Source organism: Paenibacillus albicereus (assembly GCF_012676905.1).
Taxonomy (GTDB): Bacteria; Bacillota; Bacilli; order Paenibacillales; family Paenibacillaceae; genus Paenibacillus_O; species Paenibacillus_O albicereus.
Genome location: NZ_CP051428.1, coordinates 1,987,064 through 1,999,733 on the forward strand (window position 1 = coordinate 1,987,064; position 12,670 = coordinate 1,999,733).

15 protein-coding genes are annotated in these 12,670 nt (G+C 64.2%); 11 read left to right on the forward strand and 4 right to left on the reverse strand.

The window, feature by feature from the left end:
• Positions 1 to 44: 44 nt before the first annotated feature.
• Positions 45 to 1,664 (reverse strand): citramalate synthase, encoded by a 1,620-nt coding sequence (gene cimA, locus HGI30_RS08565; RefSeq protein ID WP_168907244.1) that lies wholly within the window; start codon positions 1,662 to 1,664, stop codon positions 45 to 47.
• A 192-nt stretch (positions 1,665 to 1,856) separates the two neighbouring features.
• On the opposite strand from cimA, the gene HGI30_RS08570 reads away from it, so the two are divergent.
• From HGI30_RS08570 to HGI30_RS08580, 3 genes are all read left to right on the forward strand, one after another.
• Positions 1,857 to 3,140, forward strand: a complete 1,284-nt coding sequence (locus tag HGI30_RS08570) for a DNA polymerase IV (RefSeq protein WP_168907245.1) — start codon at positions 1,857 to 1,859, stop codon at positions 3,138 to 3,140.
• A gap of 87 nt (positions 3,141 to 3,227) precedes the next feature.
• A complete protein-coding gene (locus HGI30_RS08575) occupies positions 3,228 to 3,464 on the forward strand; it encodes a ferredoxin (RefSeq protein ID WP_168907246.1) in 237 nt (78 codons plus the stop codon).
• A gap of 138 nt (positions 3,465 to 3,602) precedes the next feature.
• A complete protein-coding gene (locus tag HGI30_RS08580) occupies positions 3,603 to 5,036 on the forward strand; it encodes a L,D-transpeptidase (RefSeq protein WP_168907247.1) in 1,434 nt (477 codons plus the stop codon).
• Positions 5,037 to 5,052: 16 nt separating this feature from the next.
• Here HGI30_RS08580 and HGI30_RS23035 read toward each other — a convergent pair whose 3' ends face one another.
• A complete protein-coding gene (locus tag HGI30_RS23035; RefSeq protein WP_206110052.1) occupies positions 5,053 to 5,193 on the reverse strand; it encodes a hypothetical protein in 141 nt (46 codons plus the stop codon).
• A 205-nt stretch (positions 5,194 to 5,398) separates the two neighbouring features.
• Here HGI30_RS23035 and HGI30_RS08585 point away from each other — a divergent pair, with 205 nt between their 5' ends.
• The 5 genes from HGI30_RS08585 (at position 5,399) to HGI30_RS08605 (ending at position 8,964) form a co-directional block, all read left to right on the forward strand.
• Positions 5,399 to 6,496 carry a quinone-dependent dihydroorotate dehydrogenase gene (locus HGI30_RS08585; protein WP_206110054.1) on the forward strand — a complete coding sequence of 366 codons (1,098 nt, stop codon included), beginning with the start codon at positions 5,399 to 5,401 and terminating at the stop codon, positions 6,494 to 6,496.
• 18 nt (positions 6,497 to 6,514) lie between these two features.
• Positions 6,515 to 7,333: a GTP diphosphokinase gene (locus HGI30_RS08590; protein WP_168907248.1), complete on the forward strand. Its 819-nt coding sequence runs from the start codon at positions 6,515 to 6,517 to the stop codon at positions 7,331 to 7,333.
• Between the two features lie 97 nt (positions 7,334 to 7,430).
• Positions 7,431 to 8,231 carry a pseudouridine synthase gene (locus HGI30_RS08595; protein ID WP_168907249.1) on the forward strand — a complete coding sequence of 267 codons (801 nt, stop codon included), beginning with the start codon at positions 7,431 to 7,433 and terminating at the stop codon, positions 8,229 to 8,231.
• 291 nt (positions 8,232 to 8,522) lie between these two features.
• On the forward strand, positions 8,523 to 8,663 hold the full coding sequence (locus HGI30_RS08600) for a hypothetical protein (protein ID WP_168907250.1): 141 nt from the start codon (positions 8,523 to 8,525) through the stop codon (positions 8,661 to 8,663).
• Positions 8,626 to 8,964 (forward strand): CD3324 family protein, encoded by a 339-nt coding sequence (locus HGI30_RS08605; RefSeq protein WP_168907251.1) that lies wholly within the window; start codon positions 8,626 to 8,628, stop codon positions 8,962 to 8,964. Before HGI30_RS08600 ends, HGI30_RS08605 begins: the two co-directional genes overlap by 38 nt.
• Before the next feature lie 109 nt (positions 8,965 to 9,073).
• Here the strand turns inward: HGI30_RS08605 and HGI30_RS08610 are convergent, their stop codons facing one another.
• Positions 9,074 to 9,172, reverse strand: coding sequence for a YjcZ family sporulation protein (locus HGI30_RS08610; RefSeq protein ID WP_168907252.1), 99 nt, complete (start codon positions 9,170 to 9,172; stop codon positions 9,074 to 9,076).
• Between the two features lie 130 nt (positions 9,173 to 9,302).
• Positions 9,303 to 11,021, reverse strand: a complete 1,719-nt coding sequence (locus HGI30_RS08615; RefSeq protein ID WP_168907253.1) for a DEAD/DEAH box helicase — start codon at positions 11,019 to 11,021, stop codon at positions 9,303 to 9,305.
• Positions 11,022 to 11,243: 222 nt separating this feature from the next.
• On the opposite strand from HGI30_RS08615, the gene HGI30_RS08620 reads away from it, so the two are divergent.
• The 3 genes from HGI30_RS08620 (at position 11,244) to HGI30_RS08630 (ending at position 12,533) form a co-directional block, all read left to right on the forward strand.
• Positions 11,244 to 11,453 carry a YwbE family protein gene (locus HGI30_RS08620; protein WP_168907254.1) on the forward strand — a complete coding sequence of 70 codons (210 nt, stop codon included), beginning with the start codon at positions 11,244 to 11,246 and terminating at the stop codon, positions 11,451 to 11,453.
• 8 nt (positions 11,454 to 11,461) lie between these two features.
• The gene (locus tag HGI30_RS08625; RefSeq protein WP_168907255.1) at positions 11,462 to 11,773 is read left to right on the forward strand and encodes a hypothetical protein; all 312 of its coding nucleotides are present in this window, start codon (positions 11,462 to 11,464) and stop codon (positions 11,771 to 11,773) included.
• Between the two features lie 154 nt (positions 11,774 to 11,927).
• Positions 11,928 to 12,533: a nitroreductase family protein gene (locus HGI30_RS08630; protein WP_168907256.1), complete on the forward strand. Its 606-nt coding sequence runs from the start codon at positions 11,928 to 11,930 to the stop codon at positions 12,531 to 12,533.
• The last annotated feature ends 137 nt before the right edge of the window (positions 12,534 to 12,670 follow it).

The following is a 12,670-nucleotide window of genomic DNA, read 5'->3' on the forward strand; positions in this document are numbered from 1 at the left end:
ATCGCGAGCGAAGAGGATGCTGCCCTTTTTGGAGCGGGAAGGGGTCAATGGTTGACGACGCCGGCCCGCATGCGGAGGGCGTCTTCGCCGGAATGGCTCTCAAGCCGCGCCATGCCGAGCAGGGCGTAGCGGATGCTGTCCAGCAGCGCCTCCCAGCTCGCTTCGATGACGTTGCCGGATACGCCGACGGTATTCCAGCTGCTGGAAAGGTCGCTGGATTCGATGAGCACGCGCACCTTGGCGGCCGTCGCATCCTTCTCGTCGAGGACGCGCACCTTGTAGTCGGCCAGATGGATGTCGTTGATGCGCGGATAGAACGGCAGCAGCGCCTTGCGCAGCGCGTTGTCGAGCGCGTTGACCGGCCCGTTGCCCTCGGCGGCGGTATATACGGACTCCTGGCCGACCCGCAGCTTGACGATCGCCTCGGTCACCATCCCGTGGGAGGTCTTTTCGAGAAGGATCTTGAACGATTCGACGGCGAACACCTCGTCCAAGCCCCCGAACGCGTCGCGTAGCAGCAGCTCGAGGCTGGCGTCCGCCGCCTCGAACTGGTAGCCCTGATGCTCGAGGTCCTTGATCCGCTCCATGATGGCGCGCGTATTGTCGTTGTTGCTCGTGACGTCCAGTCCCATCTCTTGAGCCTTGGAGATGACGTTGCTCTGGCCGGCGAGCTCGGAGACGAGGATGCGCTGCTTGTTGCCGACGAGATCCGGCTCGATATGCTCGTACGTCTTGGAATCCTTGAGGATGGCCGAGACGTGGATGCCGCCTTTGTGGGCAAAGGCGGCATTGCCGACGTACGGCTGGCCGACCGGCATGCTGACGTTGGCGATCTCGCTGATGTAGCGGGCCGTCGGCGTCAGCAGTCGGAGCCGGTCGCGCCCGATGGCCGAGTAGCCGAGCTTGAGCTCGAGGCTCGGCAGGATCGAGCACAGGTTGGCGTTGCCGCAGCGCTCGCCATAGCCGTTGATCGTGCCCTGCACCTGAGTCGCGCCGGCGGCTACGGCGGCGAGCGTATTGGCGACGGCAAGCTCGCAGTCGTTGTGCGTGTGGATGCCGAGGGGGGCGTCGATCTCGGAGCGGATGCGGCTCACGATGTCGGAGATTTCAGCAGGCATCGTCCCGCCGTTGGTGTCGCACATGACGAGCCAGTCCGCTCCCGCCTCGCGCGCGCGGCGCAGGACGGCGACGGCGTAGTCGGGATTGTGCTTGAAGCCGTCGAAGAAATGCTCGGCGTCGAAGATCGCCTCGAGGCCGCGCTGCTTGAGGAAGGCGATGGAATCGAAGATCATGGAGAGGTTCTCCTCCAGCGTCGTGCCGAGCGCCGTATGCACGTGGAAGTCCCAGGACTTGCCGACGAGCGTAGCCGCCTGTACGCCGGATTCCGCGATGCGCAGCAGGCTCGCGTCCTGCTCGGCGACGCTGTGCTTGCGCCTCGTGCTGCCGAAGGCGGTGATCTTGGCGCTCAGGCCGAGCTTCTGCACGCGCTGGAAAAACTCGATGTCCTTGCTGTTGCTTCCCGGATTGCCGCCTTCGATATAATGGACCCCAAGCTCATCCAGCTTGAGGGCGATCTTGAGCTTGTCGTCGGCGGAGAGGCTGATGCCCTCGCCTTGGGTGCCGTCCCGTAAGGTCGTATCGAAGATGGAGATGGCTTGGCTCATAGACGAACGAATCCCCCTTTGATGTGTTGCCGCAGTCATGCGCAGAAGTGTTGGGTGAAAGATTACTTTATTATAACACCGCGGCTGCGCAGGATAGAAGAGAAAGTGCAATTTTCCTCGCGGTTGACCCTCCGGAAGGGGGGAGGTATGCTTCTACTAGAGGAAAGAGGACAGCGCAAAGGAGGCGAGCTCATGGCGGAAGCGGAAGCCGGCAAAGAAGCGCGGAAAGGGCGGATCATCCTGCACCTGGACATGAACGCCTTCTATTGCTCGGTCCACGAGGCGGAGGAGCCGGAGAAATACGCGGGCAAGCCGACGGCGGTGGCGGGCAGCGTGGAGCTGCGCAAAGGAATCATCGTCACCTGCTCCTACCCGGCGCGCGCCAAGGGCGTGCGCACCGGCATGACCGTCCGCCAGGGGCTGGAGCTGTGCCCCGAGCTGATCCTGATCCGGCCGGACTTCGATCTGTACCGGCGCTACTCGCTCGGCTTTCGGCAGATCGCCGCCTCCTATTCGCCGGTTATGGAGACGGTATCGATCGACGAATGCTACCTCGACATCACCGGCTCGTCGCTGTTCGGCGCTCCGATCGAGATCGCCGAGACGATCCAGCGCCGCATCCGGCTGGAATGGTCGCTGCCGTGCTCGGTCGGCATCGGTCCGAACAAGCTGCTCGCCAAGATGGCATCGGATATGAAGAAGCCGTCCGGGCTGACCGTGCTGCGCATCCGCGACGTGCCGCGGCTGCTCTGGGACAAGCCATGCGACCAGCTGTTCGGCATCGGACGCAAGACGGCCGACAAGCTGCGCAAGCTCAATATCCGCACGATCGGCCAGCTCGCGGCGGCGGATGAGTCGCTGCTGCTGTCCCAGTTCGGCGTGTACGGGGCTCACATGAAGGATGCCGCTCGCGGCATCGACCGCTCGCCGGTGCGCGAGGCGAGAGAGGCGAGCAAGTCCGTCGGCCATACGACGACGCTGCCCGAGAACCTGTCGGCCCGATCGGATATCCACCGGGTGCTGCTCAACCTTGCCGATCAGACGGCCCGGCGGATGCGGCGCAAGGGCTTCGTCGCCGGCTGCGTGCAGATTACGGTGCGGCTGCCGGACATGACGACCTATACTCGCTCCCGGACGCTGGACAAGACGCTGGAAGACGCGGCGAGCATCCACCGCGAGGCCTGCCGCCTCTTCGACGAGCACTGGCCGACGCCGGTGCCGGTGCGGCTGCTCGGCATCACGCTGCAGAGCCTGCAGCCCAAGGACAGCGCGGCGGTGCAGCTCGATCTGTTCGATTACGAGCAGGAGCCGCGGCGGGAAGCGCTGACCAAGGCGATGGACGCGCTCCGGGACAAATTCGGGGAGAGCGCCGTGCTGACGGCGGGCATGCTGGGAGAGGACCCGTCGGCGCTCATCCGCAACCGCAAGCTGCGCGGCACCTCCTTGCAAATCGATGAGGATTTTGTTATAAATTGATGTGTACAGACAGGCCGATAACGGGTAAGAATACTCTTACTTGATTATGCAAGGCCACAGGCTTCATCTATTGGAGGAGGGAACACCATGGGCAAATATACATGGGTCGATAAAGATACGTGCATCGCGTGCGGAGCATGCGGCGCGACGGCCCCGGATATTTACGATTACGATGACGAGGGTCTTGCCGAGACGATCTACGAAAGCGACGGCAACACGGGCACGAAGATCATTCCGGACGATCTGTTCGACGATCTGCAGGACGCGTGCGACGGATGTCCGACCGACTCCATCAAGATCGCCGACGAGCCATTTAATATGTAATCGAGATTCTCGCTCTCATGCTGCCTGCCCGGGTTCCCGGGCAGGCTTTTTCGCGGTACGGGACCGCGGCCTCATGGAGCCGGAGCGGCAAACGGCCGATGTATATCCTAGAGGTGCGGAGAAAGGGAGCGGTCAAGTGTGAACGAGAAGGAACGAGGCCCGGGCGCGCCGCAGGAAGCGGAGCCGGCGGCGGAGCAGCGCCTGGAGGAGCTCAAGCGCTATCTGGTCTCCAACCCGTCCAATCGGATGGCGTGGTTTCTGCTGGGCAAGACATACGCCGCGCTGGGCAAGGAGGGCAAGGCGAATTACTGCTATCTTCGGTCGGGCCCGATCTACGAGGCCTACGAGAACGAGCCCCACCCGTTCGAAAATCTGGCGGCGGACGATTGGCTGGACCGCTGGAACGAGCCCCGGCGCGGCCGCATCGCCAGGACGGCTGCGCGCGCCTTGATTCTGGCTGCTGCCGGCATGGCGCTGCTGCCGGCTGCTTCCTGGGCGCCTGGAACGGCAAGGCAAGCGGCGCAGGACGCCCCGGGCGAGCGGCCGCCTGCCGTGTCCAAGCCGGAGCGGCAGGCCGAAGAAAAAATCGGCATCGTATGGGTGGACGGAAAAAGCTTTGCGGAAGGGGCGGCTGCTGTCGCTGCCGCTTTGGCGACGTCAGGCGGGGAGGAGCAGGCCGCAGCGCTGACGCTGCCGGTGACGGGAGCGCACTACCGCTGGCGCTCGGCGGCGGCCGGAGCGGCTCAGGCCAGCCGCACGGCAGGCGGGTATCTGCTGCAGGAGCCCGAGGGCAAGGAAGGCTGCGACTGCGAAAGCGGCTTGTCGCCGGCCGTCGATGAGGCCGTGCGCCGCGAAAAGGAGCTGCAGGAGCAGCGCTGGTCGGTCGTCAGCGGCATCCGGAGCTATAACGACCGTTATGGCAGATGGCCTGCCCGATTGGAGGAGCTGCTGCGCCCTTACCCGGACAACGTGCTGGCAGGAAGGGCGGAAGGCATGGAGGCGCGGTTCGCCGAGTGGCTGCAGGAAGCGCAGGAGAAGAAGACGGCGGCCGCGCAAGGCTCGGCCGGCGGTGCCGCTCCTGAGGCGGAGCCGGGCCGCGGGCGGCTCGCGCAGGCGATGGAGGACCGCTACCGCATCGTCGTCGATACGAAGTCCCGCCGGCTCGCCCTATTCAGCGGTCCTGTGGCGGTTCGGGTCTATGCGGCAGGACTCGGGGGCGAACGGACGCCGCTCGGCCGCTTCGAAATCAGCGAGAAGGTGCGGAATCCGAATGGAAGCGCGACCGGCAGCTTCGGCAGCCGCGGCATGACGCTCTCCGATACCCGGTATGCCATCCACGGAACGGACGAGCCGGACTCCGTCGGCAAGGACGAGTCCCTCGGCTGCGTCCGGCTCGGCAGGGAAGAGGTGGAGGAGCTGTACGACCTGGTCCCGATCGGCACGCCGGTGACGATCCAGGAAGGCGGGCTGGAGCGGCTGCAGCCCGAATCCGGGCAGCCGAAAAAGAGCCGGTACCGGGTCGAACCCGCGGCTCTCGAGGAAAACCCCGGCAAGCGCTACGACTGGCTGTAGGCCGAGCTCCGCGCGCTTAGGAATAAACGATCAGCAGCGTGATCATCGCGACCGCGAAGATGCCGAAGACGGCCGAAAAGACGGCGATCGCCTTGCGGTTCGGCTCTTCCTTCTGGACCTGCTTCATCGTGGGAGGCTTTCGTTTTGCAGCGCTCATCGTGTTCATCCCCTTTCCTGCCGGCCGCCGCGGGCCTGTCTGTTCTTATTGTAATCGCTTGCGCGCCGGACCGGCAATAGTCCGATCCGGGCGGGGGGAAGTTCTTGTCTGCAAGCGCTCGCTTTCCGCGCCGCTCTTTCCTTTTCGGGCGGAACGCGATAAACTGAAGGGCAGAGCATTTTCTGTAGGAACGGGAGTGAAGGGGTTGCTGTATCAATCGGTTTTGAAGCCGGTGTTCTTCCGCATGGACCCGGAAAAAGCCCATCACCTGGTCATCGACGGGCTGCATCAAGCGTCCCGCGTGCCGGGCATGGCTTCGATGCTGGAGGGCTTGTACGGCGTGCCTGACCTGCCCGAGCTGCGCATGGAGCTGTTCGGCCTCGACTTCCGCCATCCGGTCGGACTGGCGGCGGGCCTGGACAAGAACGCCAAGTCCGTCCCCGGATTTTCCAGCGTCGGATTCGGATTCATGGAGGTCGGCACGGTGACGCCTCTGGCGCAGCCGGGCAACGAGCTGCCGAGGCTGTTCCGCCTCCCGTCGGACGAAGCGCTGATTAATCGGATGGGCTTCAACAACGACGGGGCAGATGCGATGGCGGGGCGGCTCGCGGCGCTGGAGCGGCGCAAGATTCCCGTCTTCGTCAACATCGGCAAGAACAAGTCGACGCCGAACGAGCTCGCCCATCAAGACTACATAACCTGCATCCGCAAGCTGCATGAGCATGCCGACCTGTTCGTCGTGAACATCAGCTCGCCCAATACGCCGGATCTGCGAGCGCTGCAGCACGGCGACGAGCTGCGCACGCTGCTCGCCGCGGTCACCTCGGAGATCGCCGCCCAGGCGTCCCGTTCCGGCGCGCGTCCGAAGCCCGTACTCGTCAAGATCGCCCCGGACATGACCGGCGAACAGCTCGCGCTGACCGCGGAGACGATCGCCGAGAGCGGCGTCAGCGGCATCATCGCGACCAATACGACGCTGAGCCGCGACGGGCTCGGCCATGCGAACCGCGGCGAAGCCGGCGGCCTCAGCGGCCGTCCGCTGCGCGAGCGCTCGACGGAGGTCGTCTCCGAGCTGTACCGGAAGACCGGCGGCAAGCTGCCGATCATCGGCTCGGGGGGCATCTTCACGGCCGAGGATGCCTACGCCAAGATCAAGGCCGGAGCGTCGCTCGTGGAAATCTACACGTCCATGATCTACCGCGGCCCGGGCATCGTCAAGGATATCGCGGCCGGACTCGTCGCGCTGCTGCGCCGAGACGGCTACGGCTCGATCGAGGAGGCTATCGGCGCCGATCATCAATGACAGACAGGAGGCGGACGGATGGACGGCCGGGATTGGAATCTTTTTTTGCAGCCTTATGAACAGGCAGTCGAGGAAATGAAGGTCAAATTCAAAACGCTCCGTTCGGAATTGAAGGCCAGGGAGTCCTACGCTCCCATCGAATTCGTCACCGGCAGGGTGAAGAAAATCTCCAGCATCCTCGAAAAGGCGCGCAGGCTGAGCGTGCCGATGGATCAGCTGGAGACGGGCATCGAGGACATCGCCGGCATCCGCATCATGTGCCAGTTCGTCGACGACATCACGCGCGTGGCCGCGATCGTCCGCTCGAGGCAGGATCTGAAGCTCGTCTATGAGAAGGATTATGTGACGAACTACAAGGACAGCGGCTACCGCAGCTATCATATGATCGTGGAATATCCCGTGCAGACGGCGCTCGGATTCAAGAAGGTGCTGGCGGAGATCCAGATCCGCACGCTCGCGATGAATTTCTGGGCGACGATCGAGCACTCGCTCAACTACAAATTCAAGGAGAGCCTGCCCGATGACGTGAAGCTTCGGCTGCGCAAGGCGGCGGAGGCGGCGTTCAACCTCGACAATGAAATGTCGAGCATCCGCAGCGAGATTCTCGACGCGCAGATCGGCTTCGAGGAAGGCTCCAACATCGTCAATAAGGTGCTGAGCGACATCCAGGACTTGTATTTCTACCGCAAGGTGCGGGAGGCGGTGCAATTCCAGCTCAAGTTCAACGAGCTGTGGGAGCAGGGGGACACGTTCGGCCTCAAGCAGCTGTCCGGCGAAATCCAGTCCTCGCTGCACAAGGCCCGCAAGAGCCCGCCGCAGGCCGAAGAGCTGGAGTAAGCCGCTCGCGTAAAAGGCAGGCAAGAAGGATCGCAGGCGGAGCCGACGAGGCTCCGCTTTTTTCTTGAAGGCAGCCGCAATAAAAGGAGGTTGAGCCATGAGCCGGAGAATCAGGCTGGACAAGCTGCTCTCGAGCATGGGGCATGGGTCGCGAGCCGAGATCAAGCGGATCGTCAAGGCTGGCCGCGTCGCCGTAGACGGGCAGGCCGAGAAGGACAGCGGTCGGATCGTCGACCCGCAGCAGGAAAAGGTCGAGCTGGACGGGCAGACCGTCCTTTTCCGCGACAAAATTTATCTGATGCTCCATAAGCCTCCCGGCGTCATCTCGGCGACGGAGGATGGTCGCGAGCGCACCGTCATCGATCTGCTCGCGCCGGAGGATCGCGTGCTGGAGCCGTTCCCGGTCGGCCGGCTCGACAAGGACACGGTCGGGCTGCTGCTGCTCACGAACGACGGCCAGCTCGCGCACGAGCTGCTCTCCCCGCGCAAGCATGTGCCCAAGACGTACGAGGCGCTCGTGCGGTCGGCCGATCCGGTCGGAGAGCGGGAAAGAGCGCTGTTCCAGACCGGAGTCGAGCTGGACGACGGCTATGTGACGATGCCGGCCGAGCTGGAGGTTCTCGGCTCGCGGGAGGCGGACTCGGCCGATCCCGGGGAGGAAGCGGACGGCGGCGTGCTGTCGTCCATCCGGCTGACGATCCGCGAAGGCAAGTTCCACCAGGTGAAGCGCATGTTCCAGGCCGCCGGAGGCCGGGTCGTCCATCTCAAGCGGGTGTCCATGGGACCGCTTGTCCTCGACGACAGGCTGCCGATCGGCTCGTACCGGGAGCTGACCGAGGAGGAGCTGGCCTCGCTGCAGGCCGACGCGCTCAAGGCGTACCGGGAGAAGCTGCGGTAAAAAACAGCTATAGCCAAGTTGTTTCTTGCCGAAGGATGGAAAGCTATGGCTTAATAGAGATGTCGGGCCGACACATCCTCTAGTGGAAGGAGGCTGATTGAAATGGATCAGGCATACGAGGTGGTCTCCGCGTAAAGCGGAGGCCCGTGCCATGAGGGAGGCCGGGAGGCCTCCCTTCGTCTTTTTTTTTTCGTCTAGCAGGAAACCCGTCGTCCGCAAACGAATACAATTGGAATGGCGATACCGCCACCCCCCATCGCAGGGGCAAATTTCGAAAGGAGGAAGCGCAAAATGAACAATCAAATCGTTCGTGTTGCTGCAAACGCAAAAGGCATCGTTGCCGCAAGCCGCCGTCTGGTCGTAAAGGGTTATGCAATCGAGGAGGTAGGAAACCTTGAACTACAAAAATGGAAAAGACGTGCTTCCCCCTAGTCTGCTGAAAGAGCTGCAGAAATACATCAACGGGGAATTGATCTACATCCCGAAGCAGCAGGAGCGCCGCGCCGCATGGGGCGAGCTGAGCGGGTCGCGCAAGCTCATCCAGCGCCGCAACGAGGACATCTACCGCTGCTATCTGAAGGGATTGACGCTGGCCGACCTGGAGAAGAAGTTCCATCTCTCCGTCGAAAGCCTGCGCAAGATCGTCGTCAAAATGCGCGCTGCAGGCGTCCGCCTGGAGACCGCCGCCGGCTCGCCGGCCATCCGCCACGAAGGCAGCGGCGTCCACTCTTGATGCGCCCGCCGGCACGGCGGCTCGCGGAGCAGCGCACCGAATGCAAGCTTAACTTAACCGCAAAGAAACCGCCCTTCCGGAGAAAGGCGGTTTCTTTGCGTGACTTGCTTTAGTACAGGAAAACCTGGGAAACGATAACGAGCAGGATGAACAGCACCAGAATCGTAGCGGTGCCGGTATAACCTCCACCGAAGCCTGCGACGGACATTGGATTCCCTCCTCTGACCAAGCGGCAGCTTTTGAGCTGCTTTGTACTTCAGTCTATGCCCGCCCGCTTGATTGGTCCGGGGCAAACGCCCGAATGTCCGAGAAATAGGCTCGGGCGAGGGGGAGGGCCGTTACCGGCCGCGCTTGCCCTGGCCGCCGGAGCGTCCGCCCGGAGAAGGCTTGCCGCTGCGTCCGCCCGGCTTGGCTCCGCCCGCGCGAGGCGAGGAGGAGCGTCCGCCGCTTGAGGCAGGCTTGCTGCCGCGGCCGAAGCCTGCGGAGCGGGTGCCGCCGGAAGTGGGCTTGCCGCTGCGCGGTCCAGCGGCCGAGCGGGCAGCCGTGCCGCGGCCGGCCCCTGCGGAGCCGCCGCGGGCGCTGCCGCCGCCGCTGCGGGCTCCGCCGCCGCCGCTGCGGGCTCCGCCGCGCGGCTCGTCGCTCCAGCTGGCGACGCGAGCTTCCGGGCGGGCGCCAGCGGAGCGGGCGGATGAGCTGCTGCGAGCCGCGTCGCTGCGGGAGGAAGCGCCGCGAGCCGTGCCGCGTGCTTCGTCGCGGCGGCCGAAGCCGCCGGAGCGGGAGGCGCTGCCAGCATGGGCTGCCGCGCCTGTGCCGCTTTTGCGGCCGCCGCCAGCACGGGAGCCGCCAGCGCGCGCCCCGCCGCGCGAGGATGCGTCGCTTGTCCGCCGCGGACGCGCTTTCCCAGGCTCGTCCTGGTCCGCCGAAGCGCCCTGGCCGACGCCGTACTTGGAGCCGGGCACATGCTTGAGCTTGGCGCGGATCTTCTGCTCGATCGTCTCCAGGCTCATCCGGTCGCGCGGAGTGGCGAACGTGATGGCGACGCCGGACTCGCCCGCGCGTCCGGTGCGGCCGATGCGGTGGATGTACGTGTCGCCGTCGGTCGGCGCGTCATAGTTGAACACATGAGTGACGCCTTCGACGTCGAGGCCGCGCGCGGCGACGTCGGTCGCGACGAGCACCTGCAGCTTGGCGCTGCGGAACCGCTTCATGACCGTCTCCCGCTTGGCCTGCGTCAGGTCGCCGTGCAGCTCGTCCGCCGGCACGCCGGTTTCCTGGAGCGCCTCGGTCAGCTTCTTGGCGCGCAGCTTGGTGCGGCAGAAGACGACGGCGAGGTAGGGATTCTCGGCATCGAGCATCGCCAGCAGCAGCGCCTGCTTGTTGCGGTCCGTCGTATCGACGACCCGCTGCTCGATGGCGTCGAGCGTGACGGCCGCGCTGCGGATGCGGATGTCCTCCGGCACGTCCATGTAGCGGGCGGCCAGCTGCTTGACCGGACCCGGCATCGTCGCCGAGAAGAGCATCGTCTGGCGCTTGAGCGAGCATTGGTCGATGATTGCCTGGACCTCCTGGAGGAAGCCCATGTGCAGCATCTGGTCGGCCTCGTCCAGCACGAGCATGCGGATCGAGCTCAGCGTCACGGTCTCGCGGCGCAGATGGTCGAGCAGCCGGCCCGGCGTCGCGATGACGACGTGAGGCGGGTTTTTCAGCTTGCGGATCTGCGACTCGACGTCCTGGCCGCCGTAGGCAGCCAGCACGGATACGCCGAGCGCCGGCGCGAGCTTGGCCAGCTCGCCGCTGATCTGGATCGCCAGCTCGCGCGTCGGCGTCAGGATGAGCGCTTGGGTGTAGCTTTTATTGGAATGGATGCCCTCCAGGATCGGAAGCGCGAACGCCAGCGTCTTGCCGGTGCCCGTCTGGGCTTGCACGATGGCGTCCTTGCCCTGGAGAAGCGCCGGAATGGCCGTCTCCTGGACGGGAGTCGGAGTCAGGATGCCTTCCTGGTGAAGCAAGGCGACAAGCTCCTCCCGGATGCCGAGGGCGGAAAAAGGGGATGACATAAGTTGAGATTCCTCATTTCTGGATAAGTGCAGCGCGGCCGATAAGCCAGCGTCTGCTTATTCCTTCAGTATAACACGCCGCCGCGGCGGGATGCACATCGCAATGACGCGTTTAGGGCCGGATTTTGCCAAGCGGAGGAGGTCTGTGGTACTCTTTTTCGCACGAGCCCCGGCGGGAAGGCGCGGGGACCGCTCAGCCAACGGGAAGGGGAGAAAAGGCACATGGCCATTCAGAAACGCATCGACATCCGCTCGGGACTGACCGTCGATATCGTGCTCAAGCAGGACCAGCGCTCCGGCAAGCTGACGCGCGGCGTCGTCAAGGACATCCTCACCAGCTCGCCGACGCATCCGCACGGCATCAAGGTCCGGCTGCAGGACGGACAGGTCGGCCGCGTCAAGGCGATCGTAGAATACACCGGGGAGGCGTAAAGAAGCCGATGGCGTTCGGCATCGGCAGAAGGGAGCTGCATGCGTGGAAGCAAGCCGTCGCGCGCGGGGAGATCGCGCTGCTGACCCATTTCTGGATCGACGAGCGCTTTCCCGGCATGACGAGCGTCACCAAGGTCGGCTGCAGCGACCTCGGCAAGCTCGAGCGATGGTGCCGGAGCCACGGCTTCGAGCCCCGCTACATCCACCGCCGCAGCGAATACCCGCATCTGGACCTTTTCGGCGCGCATCAGGAACGGATCTTGAAGGAGCTTGGACAGTCGGACCAGCTGATCCGGTTCAAAATCGGCCGCTCGGGGTAAACTTGAGCAGTCGCCGGAGGGCTGTCCCGAGGGCAGCGGTCCATGCGCGAGGAGAGGATTGCGCTGGAATTGAAAATAAGTTACACTAGAAAAGTAGGTAACTTTACTCATGCTGGGATTTGAACCTGGACTACCAACTCATGGAGGGATTCCGATGTCTTCGCAAGCATTCCTGGACGCCATCAAGAACCGCCGTTCCCTGTACGCCATCAGCAAGGAGAAAGTCGTGCCGGTCGAGAAGGTGCAGTCGATCATCGAAGAAGCCGTCAAGCATACGCCGTCGGCCTTCAACTCGCAGAGCGCCCGCGTCGTCATCCTGTTCGACGAGCAGTCGGACAAGCTGTGGGACTTCACGCTCGAGACGCTGCGCGTCGTGACGGGCGGAGGCGAAGGCTTCAGCTCCACCGAGGAGAAGATGGCCGGATTCAAGGCGGGCTACGGCACCGTGCTGTTCTTCGAGGACGAGCATGTCGTGCGCAGCCTGCAGGAGCAGTTCGTCGCCTATCAGGACAACTTCCCGAAATGGAGCGCCCACTCCTCCGGCATGCTGCAGCTCGTCGTCTGGACGGCGCTGGAGGCGGAAGGCCTCGGCGCGACGCTGCAGCATTACAACCCGCTCATCGACGAGCAGGTGCAGAAGGAGTTCGGCGTGCCGGAAAGCTGGAAGCTGATCGCGCAGATGCCGTTCGGCAAGCCGGTGGCTCCGGCCGGAGAGAAGCAGTTCTCGCCGATCGAGGAGCGCGTCAAGGTGTTGAAATAAAAACAGCCCGCTTGCGGGCCTTCGGCCGGCCGCGTTTTCGACGCGGCCGGCTTTTTTTAGTTGCGCGGCCGGCTTGCCGTTCCGTTCGGAGCGGACGATTGGTATAATACGGTCAACTGCGGACGACCTGGAGCGGG

Coding starts and splice junctions, on each gene's coding strand:
- HGI30_RS08590 (WP_168907248.1), top strand. CDS start 6,515: ATGGACGGCCGGGATTGGAATCTTTTTTTGCAGCCTTATGAACAGGCA.
- HGI30_RS08595 (WP_168907249.1), top strand. CDS start 7,431: ATGAGCCGGAGAATCAGGCTGGACAAGCTGCTCTCGAGCATGGGGCAT.
- HGI30_RS08575 (WP_168907246.1), top strand. CDS start 3,228: ATGGGCAAATATACATGGGTCGATAAAGATACGTGCATCGCGTGCGGA.
- HGI30_RS08570 (WP_168907245.1), top strand. CDS start 1,857: ATGGCGGAAGCGGAAGCCGGCAAAGAAGCGCGGAAAGGGCGGATCATC.
- HGI30_RS08610 (WP_168907252.1), bottom strand. CDS start 9,172: ATGTCCGTCGCAGGCTTCGGTGGAGGTTATACCGGCACCGCTACGATT.
- HGI30_RS08615 (WP_168907253.1), bottom strand. CDS start 11,021: ATGTCATCCCCTTTTTCCGCCCTCGGCATCCGGGAGGAGCTTGTCGCC.
- cimA (WP_168907244.1), bottom strand. CDS start 1,664: ATGAGCCAAGCCATCTCCATCTTCGATACGACCTTACGGGACGGCACC.
- HGI30_RS08630 (WP_168907256.1), top strand. CDS start 11,928: ATGTCTTCGCAAGCATTCCTGGACGCCATCAAGAACCGCCGTTCCCTG.
- HGI30_RS08620 (WP_168907254.1), top strand. CDS start 11,244: ATGGCCATTCAGAAACGCATCGACATCCGCTCGGGACTGACCGTCGAT.
- HGI30_RS08625 (WP_168907255.1), top strand. CDS start 11,462: ATGGCGTTCGGCATCGGCAGAAGGGAGCTGCATGCGTGGAAGCAAGCC.
- HGI30_RS08600 (WP_168907250.1), top strand. CDS start 8,523: ATGAACAATCAAATCGTTCGTGTTGCTGCAAACGCAAAAGGCATCGTT.
- HGI30_RS23035 (WP_206110052.1), bottom strand. CDS start 5,193: ATGAGCGCTGCAAAACGAAAGCCTCCCACGATGAAGCAGGTCCAGAAG.